This is a genomic window from Rhodopseudomonas boonkerdii (genome assembly GCF_021184025.1).
GTDB lineage: Bacteria > Pseudomonadota > Alphaproteobacteria > Rhizobiales > Xanthobacteraceae > Tardiphaga > Tardiphaga boonkerdii.
The window spans coordinates 5,150,906-5,170,000 of the sequence record NZ_CP036537.1 but is presented as its reverse complement, the minus strand read 5'-3'; the positions used below and the strand labels follow the sequence as shown (position 1 = coordinate 5,170,000).

Sequence of the window (19,095 nt, the reverse complement as noted above, 5' to 3'; positions counted from 1 at the left end):
AGCCTGATTCTCAAGAGGCCAGATCCCGAAACGGGTGGCGAATCCTCGGCTTAAGGCACACATTGATCTTCGATCGATGTGAGGAGGCTGTCATGGCCGATATCCAGTTTGCGCTGTTCGACACCGCGATCGGCCGCTGCGGCATTGCGTGGGCCGCGCGCGGGATCGTGGCCATACAGTTGCCGCTGCCCAGCGAGGCGCAGACGCGTGGGCGATTGAAGCAGCGTTATCAGGCGCTTACGGAAGCCATCCCGCCGACGCATGTGCAGGCTGCGATCGATCGGATGACCGAACTGATGGAGGGCAAGCCCATCGATCTGACCGGCATCGATCTCGATCTTGCCGACAGCTCCGACTTCAACCGCGAGGTCTACGCCATCGCGCGGGAGATTCCGCCCGGGAAAACACTGACTTACGGCGACATCGCCAAACGCCTCGGCGGCGTCGAGCTGTCGCGCAATGTGGGGCAGGCGATGGGGCAGAACCCCTGTCCGATCATCGTGCCCTGCCATCGCGTGCTGGCAGCGGGCGGCAAGCCCGGCGGTTTCTCTGCCAATGGTGGGGTGGAAACCAAGCTCCGGATGCTGGCCATCGAAGGCGCATATGTGAACTATACGCCCTCGCTGTTCGATTGATCTGCCGCTGTGCTGCCGCTGGTTTGCCGCAAGAAATTTGCGCTGAAACCAGCGATTTTTGCGCGAAAACGCGCTCAGGCTTGTGGCGGCGATGAGATCTTCACCGACTCCCGCTGCAGCATGCGTTTGTTGAAGGCGTCGAGCTTCGGGAACGCCTTGTGCCATCCGCAATCCGGGAAGCGGAAGTCAGCATAGCCCAAGGTGCAGACCAGAGCGATCTGCGCTGCGTCCATCGGACGGGTGGTGATGTCCGAGTTCTCGAAGCGGGTGAGGCCCTGCCATGCACGATCCCACTGATCGTCATACCAGTCCCGCCAGAACAGCTCCTTTGGCCGCACGCCACTTTCATAGCGGCAGAGCAACATGGCGTCGGTTATGCCCTGGATGATCGAATGCTCGGTCTTCACCTTCCAGCGCGCGGCGCCGGATGAGGGGATCAGCTTGCCGCCGCCAGCGAGGTCGTCGAAATACTCAACGATGTTGAAGGAGTCGACGATAACCTGGCCGTTGTCGAGGGTGAGCGCCGGGACCTTGCGCAGCGGGTTGACGTCATGCGCGTAGGCCTCGTTCCGCTGCGTCGGCGCAACGGTCGTCGGCACCAGTTCGATCTTGTCGATCAATCCGAGTTCGATCGCGGCGATGCGGACCTTGCGGACATAGGGGGAGCCCGGAGAGAAGGCTAGCTTCATTGTTCGATCTTTTCTGCGAGAGAGGGGTGCGGGCGCGATTGCTCCCGCACTGTATTTGGCGTGCCTCAGGCCGCGACGACCTTCTGCTTCTGTTCGCCAAGGCCTTCGATACCGAGGGTCATGATGTCGCCGACTTCGAGGAATTTCGGCGGCTTCATGCCGAGGCCGACACCGGGCGGGGTCCCCGTGGTGATGATGTCGCCGGGCATCAGGGTCATCATGCCTGAGAGATAGGACACAATCTGCGGCACGTTGAAGATCATCGTCGCGGTTGAGCCGGTCTGGCAGCGCTTGCCGTTGACGTCGAGCCACATGCTCAGTTTGTGCACGTCGGCGATCTCGTCCTTGGTGGCGATCCAGGGGCCGAGCGGGCCGAAGGTGTCGTGCGACTTCCCTTTGGTCCACTGGCCGCCGCGCTCGATCTGGAAGAAGCGCTCGGAGACGTCGTTGCAGACCGCGTAGCCGGCGACATGCTTCAGCGCGTCGGCCTCCGACACATACTTCGCCTTGGTGCCGATGATGATCGCGAGTTCGACTTCCCAGTCGAGTTTGGTGGATCCACGCGGCTTCTCGACATCGTCATTGGGCCCGCACAGCGAGTTCAGCGCCTTCATGAAGACGATCGGTTCGGACGGGATCGGCATGTTGGATTCTGCGGCATGGTCCGCATAATTCAGGCCGATGGCGATGAATTTCGGCTTGCCGCCGACGGGCGAGCCGTAGCGCTGATTGCCGGAGACTTCGGGGAGCGAGGCGGGATCAATGGCGGCCAGCTTGGCGAGATTGTCCGGCGAGAAGGCGTCATCGGCGAGGTCCTTGATCTTGCCGGAGAGGTCGCGCAGCTTGCCGTTGTTGTCGATCAGTCCCGGCTTCTCGCTGCCGAACGCGCCGTATCTTACGAGTTTCATTGTCGTCTCCCTGGAGCCTTTATTTGGCGGCTGAAGTTGTGGAACACCGCGGGACGAAATTCAACTGGGCTTGAGCACCGGACCGCAGGGCGAATGAGCCAACGGGCCGCGTGAAGCGCGCATCATGATGATTTCCGCGTCATCCGCCGCGGCGTTTCGGCCTTGAATTCGGCCAGCGGATTATGCCTTCCGCTCATCTGCCCTACGGCAGGGCATCAAAACGCCAGGTGTCGCCGTCGCGCTTCAGGTGCCCAGCGCCGTAGTGGCCGCCGATCACCAGTGTCGACGTGTCCGCAAAGCGCGCGAACAGGTCACGCCGCGAGCGCGTCGATTGAGCGGGATCGGAATCCGCGGTTGAGGCCCAGTCGGGATGCGCCATCTGCACGGGATGATGAGCCGCGTCGCCGGTGAGCAAGGCTTCCTTACCACCGGATTTGATATGTACGCTCATGTGGCCGGGGCTATGGCCCGGCGTCGGGATCAGTGTGATCTCATCGGCGACATCGTCATCGCTTGCGACCAGATCGACGAGGCCGGCATCGACGACCGGCTTGATGGAGTCGTTGAACACAGCGATGTGATCCGGCCGCTCGCTATGATCCTTCCAGTAATTGTATTCGTCGCGTCCGAACAGATAACGCGCATTCGGGAAGGTCGGCACCCATGTCCCATTCACCAGCCGCGTGTTCCAGCCGACATGGTCCACATGGAGATGCGTGCACAACACGGTGTCGATACTGTCAGGCGCGAAGCCGGCTTCGGTGAGGTGGCGCAGGAACGGTGTATTGAGGTGATTCCAGGTCGGCACCGAGCGGCCTTCCTTGTCATTGCCGAGGCAGGTATCGACAACGATACGCCGTGTCGGCGTCTCCACCACCAGCGCATGGATCGACATCTTCAGCCGCCCTTCTTCATTGGCAAAGTTCGGGATCAGCCAGGGCAGGGCCTTCACCTCGTCAGGGCCGGCTTGCGGAAGGATGAAGCGTGTACTGCCCGTCATCCGGCTTTCGAGGATCTGCGTGATCCTGACCTTGCCTACCGTCCATTGCATGCCGCGTTCACTCCCGTGTTCTTATTGGGGAAGGAGGATGCGGATTTTGCGCTGCGGACGCAATGGATCATCTCGCAATGCTGCGCGTTGACGCCGGCACAACGGTTTCGAGGAGCGCATCATGCCAGAACTTGCAATTTCGTCCGATAAAGTTGGCTTCCTGATCGAGAAAGCCCGGCAGTTCGACGCCAAGGATATCGAGGTCGACACCGACGAGGGCTCGAACGGCTCCGATGACAGAATGATCGACGTGCTGGAAGATGACGGTGAAGACCCCGTGGTACGGGAGATCTCCGGCTTCATCGCTGCGCTCAGCGACGATGAGAAAATCGATCTCGTCGCCTTGATGCGGCTCGGCCGTGGCGATGGCACCATCGACGACTGGACCGATCTGCGCCGCGAGGCGGCGGAAGGCAATCGCGGTCGCACGGCCCGCTACCTGCTCGGCGAGCCGCTGCTGGGCGATCTGCTGGCGGAGGGACTCGAGGAGTTCGGGATCGATTGGTCAGGCGAACGCACAACACCGGTGAACTAGCTCCTCCCTCAGCCTGAGGCGTGGCCGCGGGCCGCGTCTCCCAGCGAATGGCAAAGTTATTCGCTGGGAGTGGCTTCAAGCTCGGAGTGCCTGCCGCTCATGGTTCGAGACGCGCGCCTTTGGCGCGCTCCTCACCATGAGGAATCGAGGCTGTGATCGGCGTGACGCGGATGATGAATGCGGACCCTGCACCACGCCCTCATCCTGAGGAGCGGCCAGAGGCCGCGTCTCGAAGGATGGCAGAGAAACTTCGAGTTCTCCGATCTCATGGTTCGAGATGGCGCAGCCTGCGGCGTAGTTGCCGCAGGCTCTTCCACCACGGGGACGAGTTACATCGTGCCCGGGAACGCGCCGCCATCCAGCAAAATGTTCTGGCCGGTGATGAAGCCCGCCTTGGCGCTGCACAGCCAGGCGCAGGCCTGACCGAATTCGTCCGCTTCACCGAAGCGCCCCGCCGGATTTTCGCTGGCGCGCTGGGCGAGGATGTCCTCCACTGACTTGCCGCTGTTCTTGGCCTGACCAGCCGCCACGCCGCGGATGCGGTCGGTGTTGAACGGGCCGGGCAAAAGGCCGTTGATCGTCACGTTGTTGCGCACGGTCTTGCGCGATAGACCGGCTACGAAGCCGGTAAGACCCGAGCGCGCGCCGTTCGACAGGCCGAGCACATCGATCGGGGCCTTTACGGCGGCCGAGGTGATGTTGACGATGCGGCCGAACTTGCGCGCCATCATGCCGTCCACCGTCGCCTTGATCAGTTCGATCGGTGTCAGCATATTGGCGTCGATAGCCTTGATCCAGTCGTCGCGAGTCCAGTTGCGGAAATCGCCGGGCGGCGGGCCACCGGCATTGTTGACGAGAATATCGATCTGGCCCGCCGCTTTCAGCGCAGCTTCGCGGCCTTCCGGCGTGGTGATGTCGCCGACCACTTCGACGACTTCGACGCCCGGATTGGCCTTGCGGACTGCCGCTGCGGCAGCGGCCAGAACTTCAGCGCCGCGTGCCGTCATGGTGACATGCACCCCTTCGGCGGCGAGCGCCGCGGCACAGCCAAGGCCGAGGCCCTTGCTCGATGCGCATACCAATGCGCGGCGGCCTTTAATTCCCAAATCCACGATGTCACTCCCTTGAACGTTAGCTTGCGGATGGGGCGCACTCTACCGGTTCCCGCTCTGCGCTCAACCCGCCCTAGGGTTTCGTGAGCGTTTGAGTTGATCGAAGCGTGCAGCAAGGTCCGCCGGCAGCGTGCGGATGCCGGCCTGACCCAGTCGCGACAGCAACGGGCGCAGATGCGAGCCGGCGAGATAGGACGGTTGCATATTCGCCGGCACCAGCTGGTCGAAGATAAGCACCAATGTCACTGCGATGAGGCCCACGCGGATCGCGCCAAGCGCGGCACCGCCGAGCCGGTCGCCGATACCGATATGCGTGCCGATCAGATCGTTGATGGCGAGGCGCAGCAGCGAGCCCAGCACCATGCCGGCGATCAGAAAGATGGCAAAGAAGATCAGTGAATTCTGCACCTGAGACGCAGAAGCCGGCGGCAGGATCAGGCCGGTGATCCAGACGGCGATCGGTGCGGCCAAGAGGTAGCCGAGAATGGTGACGGCACTGCGCAGCAGGCCAGAACAAAAGCCGAGCGCAATGGCGATGAGGAGGGCGATATAGACGACGATGTCGAAACTGTTCATCGCGCCCTCACATCACGCGGCAATTCCGCGCGAAAGAAATTCTCCCCATTCCCTTGCGGTTTTACGATCGTTGCAAGGCCGGCTATCACTAGGCCAACACAACAGCATGCATCAGGGAACGACCATGTCCGCTATATTCGACGTCAGCAAGGAAGTCATCCTCATCACCGGCGCGTCTCAAGGGCTGGGTCGGCAGTTCGCGCGGGTGCTGTCCGCGCAAGGCGCTGCCGTGGTGCTGGCGGCGCGGCAGATCGGCAAGCTCGAAGCCTTGCAGAAGGAGATCACCGACAAGGGCGGCCGTGCTTTTGCCGTCTCGATGGATGTCACCGATAACGCGTCGATCGCGAAGGCTTTCGATGCCGCCGAGAAGGCACTCGGGCCGGTCACCGTGCTGATCAACAATGCCGGCATTGCGGTGGAGAAGATGGCCATCGAACAGACCGAAGCCGATTGGGATTCGGTGATGTCAGCCAATCTCAAGGGCGCCTATTTCGCGGCCACGGAAGCAGCACGCCGCATGATCGCGCATAAGGTGGAAGGCAATATCGTCAATATCGCCTCGGTGCTCGGCTTCGGCCTGACCAAGGCAGTGTCACCTTATGCGATTTCGAAAGCCGGTATCGTGCAGACGACCAAAGCGCTGGCGCTGGAACTTGCCGCGCACCGCATCCGCGTCAATGCGCTGGCGCCAGGCTATATCGACACCGACATCAACCATGCCGCCTGGGATACGCCAGTGGGCGAAAAACTGGTCAAGCGCATCGCGCAGCGCCGGGTGGGGCATGAAAGCGATCTCGACGGCGCCATTCTGCTGCTGGCGTCGGGCGCATCGCGCTATATGACCGGCAGCACTGTCACGGTGGATGGCGGGTTTCTGCTGAGCTGAAGGGGAATTGGGCCATCCTTCGAGGCGTCGCTGTGGGGGCCCTTGGAAGGCAAAGGACGGCGAGGGCAGCGTGTCAGCCCCTTCGGTGAGGAGGCGCGTCAGTGCCGTCCCGAACCATGAGCTGACGGGCATCGCTGCCGGAATCCGGCTTTTCTCCCCAACCCGTCATAAAAACGCAAAAAGATGGCTGAGGCCTCTTTCCAAAGGCGGCAGGCATTGATAGATACCCCTCACGCCGCGGCGATGGCCCGGCTGTCTTCTCAGGAACTTCAGATCTGGGATTGTCCGACGCCGCCGGCGTTGGCACCTGGTTCATGTTCCCAGGTATTGGCGCGGGGTGGAGCAGCCCGGTAGCTCGTCAGGCTCATAACCTGAAGGTCATAGGTTCAAATCCTATCCCCGCAACCAATTCGAATTGCGAACGGCCCGCCCTCTGGCGGGCCTTTGCTTTTGGGCGATATCGCAAGGTGTCGCGCGTAAGATCAAGTGGCAACAGTTGAGGCCTGAAAGTCGCCTCTTCAAGCCGCCCGCAGCCGATCTCGCAGTAGGTCGGATCGACCTCAATGCCCAACATACGGGACTCGCAACTGCCTGTAGGCCGCTGCGCGCAAGCTCGATCTCGATGTGTCGGGCTTTCTCATGATGGCGCATCTGGCGGACCCGGACACGCTCGCCGCTCAGGCCAAACTCATGGAGAGCTTCGGGGCGCATTGCGTTTATGTGACCGACTCGGCTGGCGCGCTGACCATGGATACGACGCGCGAGCGCGTGAAGGCGTTGCGGCGTCGCGAATGCGGTCGTCGCCGTCGAAGAAGGCGCATACAGGGTCGATGCCTCACTGGCCGGACAGGAAGACATGATCGTGGCCGTCGCGCTGGATCTCGTCGCGTCCCGGTCGGCCGCATAATCGTCCCGGACCCGTCATCCCCCGAAGCCGTGCGAAGACTGGTATCGAGCGCGTTCCATCGGGGCGGCACAATGTCCGCGCCGGGAACGACGCCCGATCCGTCTCGTTCATCTCCCGACATCGCAAGGGAGATGGATGGATGAAGGGCAAGCTTGTTTCGCAGGACGATGGCGTGAAGACCCATGTGGTGGTGCTGGAGACCGGCGAAGAAGCGTTCGAAGCGCTGACCAAATATGTCAACGACGCCGGTGTCGCCGCCGCAGCGCTCACCGCGATCGGCGCCTTCAAAGACGCGACGGTGGCGTTCTATGAATATGAAACGAAGTCCTACAAGCACATTTCGGTCGCTGAGCCGAGCGAGGTCCTCAGCCTGCTCGGTGACGTCGCCGTGGGCGACGACGGCAAAGCGAGTTTGCATATTCATGCGGTGCTCGGGCTTGTTGACGGATCGGTGCGCGGCGGACATTTCGTCAAGGGCGTCGTGCGGCCGACGCTCGAAGTCGTCGTCACCGAGACGCCGGCATGCCTGCGGCGCAGGAAACGCGACGACCTGGGTATCGCGCTGATCGATCTCGAGAAGAGCCGTTCCTGACCGCGGCCGCGGGCCACGACTCGTTGCGGTGATCAGTTCGTGGGGTTGCGCCCCGTCCGCGGATTGAGCGGCGGCGTCGCCTTGCGTTCGAGCCGGAGCGGAACCGGATTCTTCCAGACCTGCTGAACGTTGCCTTCGTCGTCAATGCGGAAATAGGGCTCCTTGCCGACCGGTGTCACCGCGTCATAGGCGCCGTTGCGTTTGTCCGTGTAATCGTCGGGCATGCGCGCTCCTTTAACAGCATGCCGCCCGGTGGCGCCGGGCGGCAGATATCATATCAACCGGCCCAGTGTGCGGTGACTTCCGCCGCGGGCTTGTTGAGATGGACGTGGGTATCGACGTGATCGACCCAATCGACCGGAATGAAGTGGTGATGCGCGCCGTCCGGTGAACTCGATTTGGTCAGCTTGATCTGATCGGAGCCTTCGAGATGATCGACCTTGCCGATGGTCTTCCGGTCGGCCGAGATCACGTCCATATGTTCCTTGATCTTTGACGTATCCATCGCCATGTCCTCGCTGTGATTGGGGTGGTTGCAACAAGCAAGGACCGGAAAGGTTGCGACGCTAGTTAATGCGTGAGGGCAGCGTCCATTGCGCCGCGGTTTGCGTGTCGGCGCTTTTCTCAGAGTCTGGCGGGAAATGCGGTCCGCGGTCTGGCGCTGCTGGTCGCCCACATGGAGCCCACTCTGTCCCTCCCGCCTGAACGCAATTGCGTTCAGGCTGAGGTGAGGAGGCGCGTAGCGCCGTCTCGAACCATGAGATGGCTTGGCTCGGCGCTCTTTGGCCATTCTTCGAGACGCCGCTACGCGGCTCCTCAGGATGAGGGGTGGAGAAGCGAGATACTGAGTTGAACGCGGCATTGTCCCGAGCAAAAGCAGTCGAAAAGCGCTAGACCGCTTCATGAGTCAGACTCTCGGGGCAGGGCTCTATCACATAGCCATCGGCAAGGATCAGCTTGCCATCGACCGTATCGGTGAGGCCGGCCTCCTCCGCGTGCCGCCACGCGTCTTCATAGGTCGGATAATCACTGCTTAGTTTCTGTTTGTCCTCGAACAGGGCGTAAGGCATCCGTCCCTCCGTCATGGGGTATGGCGCGTGTCTGCCGGTGCGGATCACGTCCTGAAGTAGGCGAACAGCGCCAGCACGACGAGAGCCGCGAAAAAGATCCAAACCAGCAGGCCGAGCGATAGCGTCTTCGCCTCGGCCGGTGTGCGGCCTTCGGATTGTTCTTCAGGAAGCATGCGACCCTGCCGGTTCCCGCGCGTCAACGGACAGCAACGACGCGTAGTGCGTCGCTGTCACGACATGCGGGCAATCCCGGGAACCGCGATGCGTTCCCCGATAGCTGCTACCCGTGCTGCGCCGCCTTCCAGTCGCGCTTGATCTTCTTGGCGAGCGACCATTTGTGCACTTCGGTCGGGCCGTCATAGATGCGGAATGCGCGGACTTCGCGGAAGGCCTGCTCGACGATGGTCTCGCCGGAGACGCCGGTGCCGCCCATCACCTGCACGCAGCGATCGGCGATACGCATCAGGGCCTCGGAAACCGCGACCTTGGCCATCGAACTCTCATTGGTGCCGAGCGAGCCGGAATCCAGCACACCGGCGCACCAGTCGATCATCAGCTCGCATTGCTTGATGTCGATCAGGTTCTCGGCCAGCATGAAGCCGACGCCTTCGTGATCCACCAGCGGCTTGCCGAAGGCATGACGGCGGCAGGCATAGTCGGTGGCGATCTCGTTGGCGCGGATGCACAGGCCGAGCCAGCGCATGCAATGCGACAGCCGCGCCGGCGACAGGCGAATCTGCGCATATTTGAAACCTTCGCCGGAGGCGCCGAGCATCTGGTCGGCAGGGACGCGGAGATTGTCGATCTCGATATCGGCATGGCCGCCGGGCATCGAACTGTCGATGGTGTCGAGCACGCGGACGGTACGGATGGCAGGATCGGGCAAATCGACCAGGAACATGCAGGCGCCGTCATCGGACTTCGCCATGATGATGCCCACCTTGGCGCCCTCCGCGCCGGTGATGAATTTCTTGCGGCCATTGATGACCCAGTGATTGCCGTCGAGCTTGCATGTGGTCTGCATCATCGACGGGTCGGAGCCGGCGCCGCCTTCATCGGCGGGTTCGGTCATGAAGAAGGCCGAGCGTGAGGCGCCGGACACCAGCTGGTCGAGGAAGCGGTTCTTCTGCTCCTTGGTGCCGACCTTGCCGAGCAGATACATGTTGCCTTCGTCCGGCGCCATGGTGTTGCAGGCGAGCGGGCCGAGCGGCGACAGGCCGGTCTTGATCAGCGCAATCGCGGTCTCGCGCTGGGTGAAATGTGAACCGTCGGGCAGGATATGCGGCGTCAGCACACCGGCGGCGCGCGCCTTGTCGCGCAGCTCCTGTACCAGTTCGTCGCTCGGGCCGTGGCTGCCACAGCGCGGGTCTTTTTCAAAAGGGATCACCTCATTGCGGATGAAGGTCTCGATCTTGGCTGCGACGGCATTTGCACGCTCGGTCATGTGGCGGTCCTCGGTCGTTGCGAGCCGGTCAGGCCGGCTTCTTCATGAAGGAGGTTGTGTCGGGGACGATGGGCGGCGTCAACCGTACGGGCTGCATTCCGTCATGCGAGCTTTGTTCTGCAGGCGCTTGACCCGGCGACATATCGCGGCAGCATGCAGCGCCGGATATTTGGGGAACGACACGACATGGATCAATCGGCCGCAGCGCGCGATCAACTGAGCTTTCTTACCGCCAGCGAGCTTGTCGCCGGATACAGGGCGGGCAACTTCACGCCTGGCGATGTGGTCGACGCCTATCTTGCGCGCATTGCCGCACTGAACGGCAAGGTTCATGCGTTCATCGATGTCTATGCCGATGAGGCGCGTGCCGCTGCGCGGGCGTCGACGCAGCGCTATGCCGACGGCAGGCCGCTGGGCGCGCTCGACGGCGTGCCCGTCGGCGTCAAGGATCTGATCGAGATCGAGGGCAAGGTCTGCACCGCAGGCTCGGCCACGCGCAGGGATCGCGTGGCGACGCAGACGGCGACCATCGTCAAGAAACTCGAGGCGCGAGGCGCCATCGTGCTCGGCAAGCTGCACACGGTGGAGTTCGCGCTCGGTGGCTGGGGCACCAATCAACATCTCGGCGCCCCCCGTAATCCGTGGAATGCCGAGGTGCCGCATACGGCGGGCGGCTCCAGCAACGGCTCGGCGGTCGCGGTGGCCGCGCGGCTTGCCACCATCGCCATCGGTACCGATACCGGCGGCTCCGTACGCGGGCCTGCGGGCTTCAACAATCTGTTCGGCCTGAAGACGACATCGGGCCGCATCAGCCTGCATGGCATCGTGCCGTTGTCGCCGTCGCTCGACACGGTGGGGCCGCTGGCGCGCTCGGTGCACGACGCGGCGCTGCTGTTCCAGGCGATGCAGGGGCCGGACGTGCGCGATCCCACGACGCTCGACGTCACGCCGATCGATCCGTTCGCCGAGCTCGAACAGGGCGTGAAAGGCCTGACATTGGCGGTGATCGACGCGCGCGAGCGCAAGGCGGTGGATCCCGATATTCTCAACGCCTATGACGCGGCGATCGAGGTCTATCGGAATCTCGGCGCCACCATCGTCACCATCGATCTGCCGAAGTCGCTGCCGGAATTTTCGCGGGCGGCAGAGATCATGATGGGCGAAGCCTACGCGATCCACGGCGCGGTGGCGGACGATCCGGCGTCAGAAATGGACGATGGCGTGCGCACGCGTGTGCTGAGCGGCAAGATCGACGCCAAGGCCTATATCGAGGCGCGCTGGCGTGCGCAGGCGGACCGCCAGGAGATGCTGCAGGCTTTTGGCGCGGCGGATGCGCTTCTGGTCCCGACATCGCAGGTGCCGCCGATGCCGCTGGCCGACGTGGACGAGTCGACGACACCGGCAACGCTGACGCGCTTCGTCAATCAGATCGGCTTTTGCGGTCTCGCCATTCCCATCGGCTTCACCTCGAAGGCCTTGCCGACCTCGCTGCAGATCGTCTGCCGTCCGTATCAGGAAGCGCTCGCTTTGCGCATCGGCCGTGCACATGAAGCGGCGACCGACTGGCATAAGCGCGTGCCGCCGCTGGCGGCAGCGTCGTTGCTGGATAGGTGAGGTCGTATGTTACGGGCTTGTGACGTCGCGATGTCATGTGCGCGCTTCCGCGCAAAATAAACCCGGCACATCGATGGCATTGCGCCGGCGGTGTTTAGTTCTTGTTAGACAGCTCCGACTATCCGGTGCGTGAAATGTCCATCGACGCACCGGATCGCATGCCAGATATCTCTCAACCTATTCGCAAGTCATCGCGCAAATTCGCGCTGCAGATCGGATTGCGCGTGCAGATTGCGTTGCTGGGGTTGCTCAGCGTCGTTGCCATCGGGGCGGTCTGCCTTGCAGGTCTCTATCTCGATGCGCAGGCGCAGGCGCAGTCCGACCATGCGCTGAAATTGCGCCATGAAGTTGCGAGCCTCGCCACCGGTTATCTCGAAGCCGGTCAGGTGGCAAACGCATTCATGCGCACGCGTGACGACAGGAACGTCGTGCGGCACGAGGAGATCGTCAACACGCTGCTGGCTGGTCTTGCCAACATCGAAAGCGTGATGAAGCAGTCGGCGGATGTCGACGACACCAAGAGCGACAGCGCGTTGCGCTCAGGACTGAGTATCTACCGCACGCGCTTCAACAACATCGTCTCGATGCAGCGTCAGCTCGGTTTGACGGAGAGCGACGGTCTGCAAGGCCGGTTGCGCGCCGCCGTGCATGATGTCGAGACGAAGCTTGCCACCCTGGAGGTGCCGCGCCTCACCTATCTGCTGCTGATGATGCGCCGGCACGAGAAGGACTTCATGCTGCGCGGTGGCGACAAATTCGGCGAAGACTTCGACAAGCGGCAGGAACAGTTCGCCAAGGCACTGCCGGAATCCGGATTGCCCGAAACCGTGCAGAGCGAGATCGAAGCGGCGATGAAGGCCTATAGCCAGAGTTTTGCCGGCTATCAGGTGACGCAGAGTCTGCTCAATGACGAGATCGCTGATTTCGCCACCGTATTCCAGCGCAACCGGCCGGGCCTCGACGAGCTGATCAAGACCGCCGATGAGCGCTACACCGCGGCGGAATTGCGTGCCGCCGAGGTGCGTCGGATCATGACCTGGGGAATCGCCGGTGCAACGGTGCTGATTGGCTTGCTGGCGGCGATCTTCGGTCAGCGTATCGCCAATGCGGTGACCGGCATGACGCGCGCCATGCAGGAGCTGGCGAAAGGCGATTTCACCGTGGTGTTGCCGGGCCTCAATCGCGGTGACGAGATGGGCGGGATGGCGCGGGCGGTCGAGAACTTCAAGCTCGTCGCGCGGGAAAAAGCCGAAGAGGATACGCGCACCAAGATGCGTGAGGTGGCCGAGGCTGCGGAGACGCGCCGCGCGGACATGGAGCAAGTGGCGGATCAGTTCGAGCGCGAAGTTGGCCGCATCATCGAACTCGTGGCGGCGGCGTCCCAGGCGCTCGAGGCCGAGGCAGGCTCGATGTCGCAGACGGCGAGCAATGCGCAGGGTTTGTCGCTGAAAGTCGCGCAGGCATCGGAAGAAACATCGTCCAGCGTGCAATCGGTGGCGTCGGCGAGCGAGCAGATGGCCGCCTCGGTGGTCGAGATCGGCCGCCAGGTTCAACAGTCCTCGCAGATCGCCGACGAGGCGGTCGGCCAGGCGCGGATGATGAACGATCGCGTGGCACTGCTTGCGGCGGCGGCCTCGAAGATCGGCGATGTCGTGCAGTTCATTTCCGGCATTGCCTCGCAGACCAACCTGCTGGCGCTCAATGCGACCATCGAGGCGGCCCGCGCGGGCGATGCCGGCCGCGGTTTCGCGGTGGTGGCGTCGGAAGTGAAGGCTCTGGCGGCACAGACCTCGAAGGCCACCGACGAAATCTCCAGGCAGATTTTCGACATTCAGTCGGCGACGCAGGATTCGGTGGGCGCCATCGCGGCGATCGGCGGCACCATCAACCGGATGTCGGAGATCGCGTCGTCCATCGCGTCTGCGGTAGAACAGCAGAGCGCTTCGACGCAGGAAATCTCGCGCAATGTCCAGCATGCGGCACAGGCGGTGGTCGACGTCAGCGCCAATATCGCGCAGGTCGAGCGCAGCGCCAGCGAGACGGGCTCGGCGTCCGGCCACGTGCTCCTCGCCGCACAGTCGCTGTCGGGAGACAGCACACGGCTGAAGAGCGAGGTCGGTGAGTTCCTGCAGCGGGTGCGCGCGGCGTAAACCAAACTCGCTGTCGTCGCCCGGCTTGACCGGGCGATCCAGTAGATACTGAAATCGGTGATAATCGCGAATGTCGCCGTGTACTGGATCGCCCGCTTTCGCGGGCGATGACAGTGAGAAAGAGGTGGCGCCACTACGCCCCCGTTACCCGCCAGATCACGTCACCGACGTCATCCGCCACCAGCAGCGAGCCATCCGGCCCGAGTGTCACGCCGACCGGGCGGCCGTAGGAGACCTTTTCATCCGGCGCGAGGAAGCCCGAGAGGATGTCGCGCGGCGGGCCGGACGGCCGACCGTTCTCGAACGGAACGAACACGACTTTGTAGCCGGAAAGCTTGCTGCGATTCCACGAGCCGTGCTGGCCGATCACCATGCCGTCGGGGAAACCGGGCAGGGTGCCGGCCGGCATCCAGCAGAGGCCGAGCGAGGCGGTGTGGCCGCCCAGCGCGTAGTCCGGCTTGATCGCGGTGGCGACCAGAGCCGGATCCTGCGGTACGCGGTCATCTATGATCTGGCCCCAGTAGCAATAGGGCCAGCCATAGAAGCCGCCATCCTTCACCGAGGTGAGATAATCCGGCGGCGTCTCGTCGCCGATGCCGTCGCGCTCGTTCACCACGGTCCATAGTGCACCGGTGGTTGGCTCGAAAGCGAGGCCGACGGGATTGCGCAGGCCGGCACCGAAGATGCGGTGATCGCCGGTTGCGATATCCAGTTCATAGACGGCGGCGCGGCCGTTCTCGACCTCCATGCCGCTCTCGGCGATGTTGCTGAGCGAGCCGACGCCGATATAGAGCTTGGTGCCGTCGGGGCTCGGCAGGATGCTGCGTGTCCAGTGGCCGCCGGTGCCGAAGGTCGTCAGCTTCTTGCCCGGCGCGGTGATCCTGTCGGCGTTCGTCGTGTACGGAAAGGCCACGACGCCATCGACATTGCCGACATAGAAGGTGTCGCCGACCAGCGCCATGCCGAAGGGCTGATTGAGATTCTCCATGAAGAGCTGCTGCACCTCGGCGACGCCGTCGCCGTCCTGGTCGCGCAGCAATGTGATGCGGTTGGCGCTCTCGCCGAGCGCCTTGGCGCGGCGCATGGTGGCCTGCATGGCATAGCTGAACAGGCTGCGGATGCGGGTCGACACCTGCGAAGCTTCGGCGATCAGCACGTCGCCGTTGGGCAGCACGCTGATCCAGCGCGGATGCTCGAGGCCGGTGGCGAAGGCGTTGACCTTGAGGCCGGGGGCGACGGTTGGCTTCTGGCCGGGGTCCCAGCCGCGGGCAGTTGGCATCTTGAGGGTGGGGATGGCACCTTGCGGCTTCGCTTCCGGTACCACGGGGGCATTGCCCCAGGCCGGCGCCGGCGTTTCGCCCTGGGCGCGGCGCCACAACACGGCGCCTGCGCCAATCAGCGCGACCACGCGCGCGAAAGTCGTCGTTATCGACATAGAAGTCCCCCGGAGATTGGCCGCAGCGGCCGAAGATGGGGGAGGTTATAGAGCAATTTGTCGATGCGGGGATGTCATGACACCCGTGCATTGCTGCCCACCCTTCGAGATGCTCGCCTGCGGCGAGCTCCTCAGGGTGAGGGAGAATATGTGGAAGCAGTACTCAGTCCCTCATGGTGAGGAGCGCGCCCTTCAGCGCGCATCTCGAACCATGAGCTGTTGGGCATCAATCCGCGAATTGCCCGCTCGCCTTGATGATCGGGGCCCAGCGATCCACCTCGCTGTCGAGCTGCTTCTTCAGCGCCGCCGGCGTCGCCTGGTCCTGCGGCACGGGATCGGTGTTGATGTCGTTGAAGCGTTTGATCAGATCGGGGTCGCGCAGCGCCTCCTGCAGCGTTTTGGCCAGCTTCTGCACGACATCGTCCGGCGTGCCCTTCGGCGCATAGATGCCGTGCCAGGCGCCGGCCTCGAAGCCCTTGAGCCCGGCCTCATCTGCGGTCGGCAGATCCGGCATCGACGACAGGCGCGTCCTGGTGGTGATGGCATAGGCCTTCACGAGCTTGGACCCGATCGGCCCGGTAGTGTTGGTGGTCTGATCGCAGGTGAGGTCGATCTGGCCGGCGATCAGATCGTTCATGACCGGGCCATTGCCCTTGTACGGCACCGTCAGCACCTGCTTGTCGATGGCGTTCATGAACATCAGCCCGCACAGCTGCGACGCGGCGCCGAGGCCGGCATTGCCGAACGTCATCTTGTCGCCGTTGGCCTTGATATAGGTGATCAGCTCCGCCAGCGTGTTCGGCGGCAGGTTCGGGCGGGCGATGATGGTCATCGGCGCATTGGTGACGAGGCCGATCGGCGCGAAGGCGGTCTTGGTGTCGTAAGGCAGTTTGCGATACAGCGTGGCCGCTGTGGAAATGCCGATGTGATGGATCAGGATCGTGTAGCCATCGGGCTCGGCGCGCGCGGCGCGCGCCGCGGCGATGGTGCCGCCAGCGCCTGTGGCGTTTTCGATGATGATGGTCTGGCCGAGAATTTTCGACATGGTCGCCGCGGTGACACGCGCCACGGTGTCGGTGGCACCGCCGGCTGCGAACGGCACCAGCATGGTGATCGGCTTGTTGGGATAGGCCTGTGCGAAGGCCGCGGTGCTCGCAAAGGTGAGGCCGATTGCAAGTGTGGCGATGGCTTTCATGATGTCCTCCCGGAATATTGGTTTTGTTTGATTGAAGAGGATCGCCCCGGCCAGCCGGGGCGATCGGACATGACGTCAGACGTTTGAACTGTGGATCGCATCCACCACGGCGTCGGTGACTTCCTTGGTCGTGGCCTTGCCGCCGACATCCGGCGTGATGATGCCGGCTTCGCAGACTTTCTCCACGGCACGCATGAGGCGCGTCGCCGCGTCGCTCTCGCCGAGATGATCCAGCATTTGTGCGGCGGTCCAGAAGCTGGCGACGGGATTGGCGATGCCCTTGCCGGTGATGTCGAAGGCCGAGCCATGGATCGGTTCGAACATCGAAGGGAAGCGGCGTTCCGGATCGATATTGGCGGTGGGCGCGACGCCGAGGCTGCCGGCCAGCGCACCGGCGAGATCGGACAGAATGTCCGCGTGCAGGTTGGTCGCGACGATGGTGTCGAGGCTTTGCGGCTTCAGCGTCATGCGCACCGTCATGGCGTCGACCAGCATCTTGTCCCAGGTGACATCCGGGAAGTCCTTGGAGACTTCATCGGCGATCTCGTCCCACATCACCATGCCGTGGCGCTGGGCATTCGATTTGGTGACGACGGTCAGTAGTTTGCGCGGACGCGACTGCGCCAGTTTGAAGGCGTAGCGCATGATGCGCTGGACGCCGACACGGGTGAACACCGAGACCTCGGTGCCGACTTCCTCCGGCAGTCCGCGATGCACGCGGCCGCCGCAGCCGGCATATTCGCCTTCCGAATTCTCACGCACGATCACCCAGTCGAGATCGCCGGCTTCGACATTCCGCAACGGCGAGGTGATGCCGGGCAGGATCTTGGTCGGGCGCACATTGGCGTACTGGTCGAAACCCTGGCAGATCGGCAGACGCAGGCCCCACAGCGTGATGTGGTCGGGCACATCGGGCGCACCGACGGCGCCGAAATAGATCGCGTCGAATTTCTTCAGCTGCGCGGGCCCGTCGGCCGGCATCATCACGCCGTGCTTGCGGTAATAGTCCGAGCCCCAGTCGAAGGTGGTGACGTTGAAGGCGACGTCGCCCACGCGCTTCTGCAAGGCTTCCAGCACGCGGATGCCGGAGGCGATGACTTCGGGGCCGATCCCGTCGGCCGGAATGGCCGCGATGGAATATTCACGCATGGTGGGGTCTCTGCTGGTGGACGATTAAAGTGCGCCACCCTGCAATCCGTCCGGATGCGGCTCAATCACATTTGATTATACAAATATATGATATAATAGAGCGCAGGGAGCACATTACTATGGATCTGCATCAGCTCCGCTGCTTCATCACTGCGGCCGACGAGCTGCATTTCGGTCGCGCCGCGCAGCGTCTCGAGATGATGCCCTCGGCGCTCGGACGCCACATCCGCCTGCTCGAGGACGATCTCGGCACGCGGCTTCTGACGCGAACCACGCGCAGCGTCGCGCTGACCGAGGACGGCACGGCTTTTCTCAAACAGGCGCGCGATCTACTCGATCGTGCCGATCTGCTCGCAGTTTCGTTCCGCGAGCGTGTGCGGGAGCGAGCCGCGACCATTCGTGTCGGCGCGATCGACAGCGCCGCTGCGGGACTGTTGCCGGCGCTGCTCCACGATCTGCGCGCCCGTCATCCCGATGTTACGGTCAAGTTGGTGGAGGACAAGACCATCCGCCTGCTGCCGCGATTGCTTTCCGGCCGGCTCGATCTTGCCTTTGTGCGGCCGCCGGTCAGCGCGGACAAGCGCATCGACTTCATGCCGCTATTTCACGAGACCGCCGTGGTGGCGATGTCGGAGCGGCATCCGCTCGGTCAACGCAAGCGACTGACCATTGCCGATATCGCCGATGAACCTCTGATCGTGCCGGAACGGCGGTCGCGGCCGCACAGTCATGATCTGACAATGAAGTTGTTCGCCGAAGCCGGACTGGATGCAAATGTCGTCCAGATCGCCGACGAGAAGCAGACCATCGTCAATCTCGTCGCCGCCGAGATCGGCGTCGCGATCGTACCGCGCTGGACGCAGCGCATGGCGGCGCGGAACGTCTGCTATGTGCCGCTCAAAGTGTCCGCGATGAATCGGTTGCCGCTCGCTGCAGCATGGCTTCGCGGCGCGCGCGATCCGATGCGGGACGATGTGCTGGCAATGCTGCAAAGCAACCTGGAGCGTTACCGGAAAGAGGCATGAGTTTCTTCACCTCTCCCCGCCGGGGAGAGGTCGCGCGCTCTTGCGCGCGGGTGAGGGGCTGTGCTCCGAAATTGCCGTCCCTAACCCCTCACCCGCTCCGGCTGCGCCGGATCGACCTCTCC

At 63.2% G+C, this 19,095-nt stretch carries 21 protein-coding genes, 1 tRNA gene and 1 pseudogene (1 of these 23 running past the window's edge); 10 read left to right on the top strand and 13 right to left on the bottom strand.

The genetic code is table 11. The features are described from left to right. Positions 1-7, top strand: partial view of a hypothetical protein gene (locus E0H22_RS23775; protein WP_233023403.1) — the final stretch only. Its footprint begins 203 nt before the window's first position; 7 of the gene's 210 nt are visible here — the last part of the coding sequence; its start codon lies off the left edge, out of view; its stop codon occupies positions 5-7. 85 nt (positions 8-92) lie between these two features. After that, positions 93-635 carry a methylated-DNA--[protein]-cysteine S-methyltransferase gene (locus tag E0H22_RS23770; protein ID WP_233023402.1) on the top strand — a complete coding sequence of 181 codons (543 nt, stop codon included), beginning with the start codon at positions 93-95 and terminating at the stop codon, positions 633-635. Positions 636-709: 74 nt separating this feature from the next. On the opposite strand, the gene E0H22_RS23765 is transcribed toward E0H22_RS23770, so the two are convergent. From E0H22_RS23765 to E0H22_RS23755, 3 genes are all read right to left on the bottom strand, one after another. Beyond that, complete coding sequence (locus E0H22_RS23765) at positions 710-1,324, bottom strand: glutathione S-transferase family protein (protein WP_233023401.1); 615 nt, start codon at positions 1,322-1,324, stop codon at positions 710-712. A 65-nt stretch (positions 1,325-1,389) separates the two neighbouring features. After that, a complete protein-coding gene (locus E0H22_RS23760) occupies positions 1,390-2,232 on the bottom strand; it encodes a fumarylacetoacetate hydrolase family protein (RefSeq protein ID WP_233023400.1) in 843 nt (280 codons plus the stop codon). Positions 2,233-2,434: 202 nt separating this feature from the next. After that, a complete protein-coding gene (locus tag E0H22_RS23755) occupies positions 2,435-3,283 on the bottom strand; it encodes an MBL fold metallo-hydrolase (protein ID WP_233023399.1) in 849 nt (282 codons plus the stop codon). A 121-nt stretch (positions 3,284-3,404) separates the two neighbouring features. Here E0H22_RS23755 and E0H22_RS23750 point away from each other — a divergent pair, with 121 nt between their 5' ends. After that, entirely contained in the window at positions 3,405-3,818 is a 414-nt protein-coding gene (locus E0H22_RS23750; RefSeq protein WP_233023398.1) for a DUF3775 domain-containing protein, read from the top strand. A 329-nt stretch (positions 3,819-4,147) separates the two neighbouring features. On the opposite strand, the gene E0H22_RS23745 is transcribed toward E0H22_RS23750, so the two are convergent. Both E0H22_RS23745 and E0H22_RS23740 read right to left on the bottom strand, forming a co-directional pair. Continuing rightward, positions 4,148-4,930 carry an SDR family oxidoreductase gene (locus E0H22_RS23745; RefSeq protein ID WP_233023397.1) on the bottom strand — a complete coding sequence of 261 codons (783 nt, stop codon included), beginning with the start codon at positions 4,928-4,930 and terminating at the stop codon, positions 4,148-4,150. Between the two features lie 63 nt (positions 4,931-4,993). Further along, complete coding sequence (locus tag E0H22_RS23740; RefSeq protein ID WP_233023396.1) at positions 4,994-5,506, bottom strand: CvpA family protein; 513 nt, start codon at positions 5,504-5,506, stop codon at positions 4,994-4,996. A gap of 124 nt (positions 5,507-5,630) precedes the next feature. On the opposite strand from E0H22_RS23740, the gene E0H22_RS23735 reads away from it, so the two are divergent. From E0H22_RS23735 to E0H22_RS23720, 4 genes and pseudogenes are all read left to right on the top strand, one after another. Then, entirely contained in the window at positions 5,631-6,392 is a 762-nt protein-coding gene (locus tag E0H22_RS23735; protein ID WP_233023395.1) for an SDR family NAD(P)-dependent oxidoreductase, read from the top strand. 331 nt (positions 6,393-6,723) lie between these two features. Beyond that, a tRNA-Met gene (locus E0H22_RS23730) sits at positions 6,724-6,800 on the top strand. Positions 6,801-6,992: 192 nt separating this feature from the next. Continuing rightward, positions 6,993-7,239: pseudogene (locus E0H22_RS23725) on the top strand (4-hydroxy-2-oxovalerate aldolase); the annotation flags it as partial. 199 nt (positions 7,240-7,438) lie between these two features. Further along, positions 7,439-7,891, top strand: coding sequence for a PPC domain-containing DNA-binding protein (locus E0H22_RS23720; protein ID WP_233023394.1), 453 nt, complete (start codon positions 7,439-7,441; stop codon positions 7,889-7,891). 32 nt (positions 7,892-7,923) lie between these two features. Here E0H22_RS23720 and E0H22_RS23715 read toward each other — a convergent pair whose 3' ends face one another. The 5 genes from E0H22_RS23715 to E0H22_RS23700 all read right to left on the bottom strand — a co-directional run bounded on the left by E0H22_RS23715 (position 7,924) and on the right by E0H22_RS23700 (position 10,405). Further along, complete coding sequence (locus tag E0H22_RS23715; protein ID WP_233023393.1) at positions 7,924-8,115, bottom strand: hypothetical protein; 192 nt, start codon at positions 8,113-8,115, stop codon at positions 7,924-7,926. 53 nt (positions 8,116-8,168) lie between these two features. Beyond that, on the bottom strand, positions 8,169-8,396 hold the full coding sequence (locus E0H22_RS23710) for a DUF2171 domain-containing protein (RefSeq protein WP_233023392.1): 228 nt from the start codon (positions 8,394-8,396) through the stop codon (positions 8,169-8,171). A 385-nt stretch (positions 8,397-8,781) separates the two neighbouring features. Continuing rightward, complete coding sequence (locus tag E0H22_RS23705; protein ID WP_233023391.1) at positions 8,782-8,961, bottom strand: hypothetical protein; 180 nt, start codon at positions 8,959-8,961, stop codon at positions 8,782-8,784. A gap of 44 nt (positions 8,962-9,005) precedes the next feature. Beyond that, the gene (locus E0H22_RS25985; RefSeq protein ID WP_283818759.1) at positions 9,006-9,134 is read right to left on the bottom strand and encodes a hypothetical protein; all 129 of its coding nucleotides are present in this window, start codon (positions 9,132-9,134) and stop codon (positions 9,006-9,008) included. A 107-nt stretch (positions 9,135-9,241) separates the two neighbouring features. After that, entirely contained in the window at positions 9,242-10,405 is a 1,164-nt protein-coding gene (locus E0H22_RS23700; protein WP_233023390.1) for an acyl-CoA dehydrogenase family protein, read from the bottom strand. 186 nt (positions 10,406-10,591) lie between these two features. On the opposite strand from E0H22_RS23700, the gene E0H22_RS23695 reads away from it, so the two are divergent. After that, positions 10,592-12,019 carry an amidase gene (locus E0H22_RS23695; RefSeq protein WP_233023389.1) on the top strand — a complete coding sequence of 476 codons (1,428 nt, stop codon included), beginning with the start codon at positions 10,592-10,594 and terminating at the stop codon, positions 12,017-12,019. A 134-nt stretch (positions 12,020-12,153) separates the two neighbouring features. Then, on the top strand, positions 12,154-14,169 hold the full coding sequence (locus E0H22_RS23690) for a methyl-accepting chemotaxis protein (RefSeq protein ID WP_233023388.1): 2,016 nt from the start codon (positions 12,154-12,156) through the stop codon (positions 14,167-14,169). 133 nt (positions 14,170-14,302) lie between these two features. On the opposite strand, the gene E0H22_RS23685 is transcribed toward E0H22_RS23690, so the two are convergent. The 3 genes from E0H22_RS23685 to E0H22_RS23675 form a co-directional block, all read right to left on the bottom strand. Next, complete coding sequence (locus E0H22_RS23685; RefSeq protein ID WP_233023387.1) at positions 14,303-15,604, bottom strand: PQQ-dependent sugar dehydrogenase; 1,302 nt, start codon at positions 15,602-15,604, stop codon at positions 14,303-14,305. Positions 15,605-15,830: 226 nt separating this feature from the next. Further along, positions 15,831-16,799: a tripartite tricarboxylate transporter substrate-binding protein gene (locus E0H22_RS23680; RefSeq protein WP_233023386.1), complete on the bottom strand. Its 969-nt coding sequence runs from the start codon at positions 16,797-16,799 to the stop codon at positions 15,831-15,833. A 75-nt stretch (positions 16,800-16,874) separates the two neighbouring features. After that, positions 16,875-17,948, bottom strand: a complete 1,074-nt coding sequence (locus tag E0H22_RS23675; RefSeq protein WP_233023385.1) for a tartrate dehydrogenase — start codon at positions 17,946-17,948, stop codon at positions 16,875-16,877. Between the two features lie 119 nt (positions 17,949-18,067). Here E0H22_RS23675 and E0H22_RS23670 point away from each other — a divergent pair, with 119 nt between their 5' ends. Next, on the top strand, positions 18,068-18,973 hold the full coding sequence (locus E0H22_RS23670; protein WP_233023384.1) for a LysR substrate-binding domain-containing protein: 906 nt from the start codon (positions 18,068-18,070) through the stop codon (positions 18,971-18,973). Positions 18,974-19,095 lie beyond the last annotated feature (122 nt).

Excerpts from the sequence above, each read along its gene's own strand:
- E0H22_RS23700 (WP_233023390.1), bottom strand. The coding sequence starts at position 10,405 with ATGACCGAGCGTGCAAATGCCGTCGCAGCCAAGATCGAGACCTTCATC.
- E0H22_RS23675 (WP_233023385.1), bottom strand. The coding sequence starts at position 17,948 with ATGCGTGAATATTCCATCGCGGCCATTCCGGCCGACGGGATCGGCCCC.
- E0H22_RS23710 (WP_233023392.1), bottom strand. The coding sequence starts at position 8,396 with ATGGATACGTCAAAGATCAAGGAACATATGGACGTGATCTCGGCCGAC.
- E0H22_RS23695 (WP_233023389.1), top strand. The coding sequence starts at position 10,592 with ATGGATCAATCGGCCGCAGCGCGCGATCAACTGAGCTTTCTTACCGCC.
- E0H22_RS23755 (WP_233023399.1), bottom strand. The coding sequence starts at position 3,283 with ATGCAATGGACGGTAGGCAAGGTCAGGATCACGCAGATCCTCGAAAGC.
- E0H22_RS23705 (WP_233023391.1), bottom strand. The coding sequence starts at position 8,961 with ATGCCTTACGCCCTGTTCGAGGACAAACAGAAACTAAGCAGTGATTAT.
- E0H22_RS23670 (WP_233023384.1), top strand. The coding sequence starts at position 18,068 with ATGGATCTGCATCAGCTCCGCTGCTTCATCACTGCGGCCGACGAGCTG.
- E0H22_RS23715 (WP_233023393.1), bottom strand. The coding sequence starts at position 8,115 with ATGCCCGACGATTACACGGACAAACGCAACGGCGCCTATGACGCGGTG.
- E0H22_RS25985 (WP_283818759.1), bottom strand. The coding sequence starts at position 9,134 with ATGCTTCCTGAAGAACAATCCGAAGGCCGCACACCGGCCGAGGCGAAG.
- E0H22_RS23690 (WP_233023388.1), top strand. The coding sequence starts at position 12,154 with ATGTCCATCGACGCACCGGATCGCATGCCAGATATCTCTCAACCTATT.
- E0H22_RS23760 (WP_233023400.1), bottom strand. The coding sequence starts at position 2,232 with ATGAAACTCGTAAGATACGGCGCGTTCGGCAGCGAGAAGCCGGGACTG.
- E0H22_RS23735 (WP_233023395.1), top strand. The coding sequence starts at position 5,631 with ATGTCCGCTATATTCGACGTCAGCAAGGAAGTCATCCTCATCACCGGC.
- E0H22_RS23720 (WP_233023394.1), top strand. The coding sequence starts at position 7,439 with ATGAAGGGCAAGCTTGTTTCGCAGGACGATGGCGTGAAGACCCATGTG.
- E0H22_RS23750 (WP_233023398.1), top strand. The coding sequence starts at position 3,405 with ATGCCAGAACTTGCAATTTCGTCCGATAAAGTTGGCTTCCTGATCGAG.
- E0H22_RS23740 (WP_233023396.1), bottom strand. The coding sequence starts at position 5,506 with ATGAACAGTTTCGACATCGTCGTCTATATCGCCCTCCTCATCGCCATT.
- E0H22_RS23770 (WP_233023402.1), top strand. The coding sequence starts at position 93 with ATGGCCGATATCCAGTTTGCGCTGTTCGACACCGCGATCGGCCGCTGC.
- E0H22_RS23685 (WP_233023387.1), bottom strand. The coding sequence starts at position 15,604 with ATGTCGATAACGACGACTTTCGCGCGCGTGGTCGCGCTGATTGGCGCA.
- E0H22_RS23680 (WP_233023386.1), bottom strand. The coding sequence starts at position 16,799 with ATGAAAGCCATCGCCACACTTGCAATCGGCCTCACCTTTGCGAGCACC.
- E0H22_RS23765 (WP_233023401.1), bottom strand. The coding sequence starts at position 1,324 with ATGAAGCTAGCCTTCTCTCCGGGCTCCCCCTATGTCCGCAAGGTCCGC.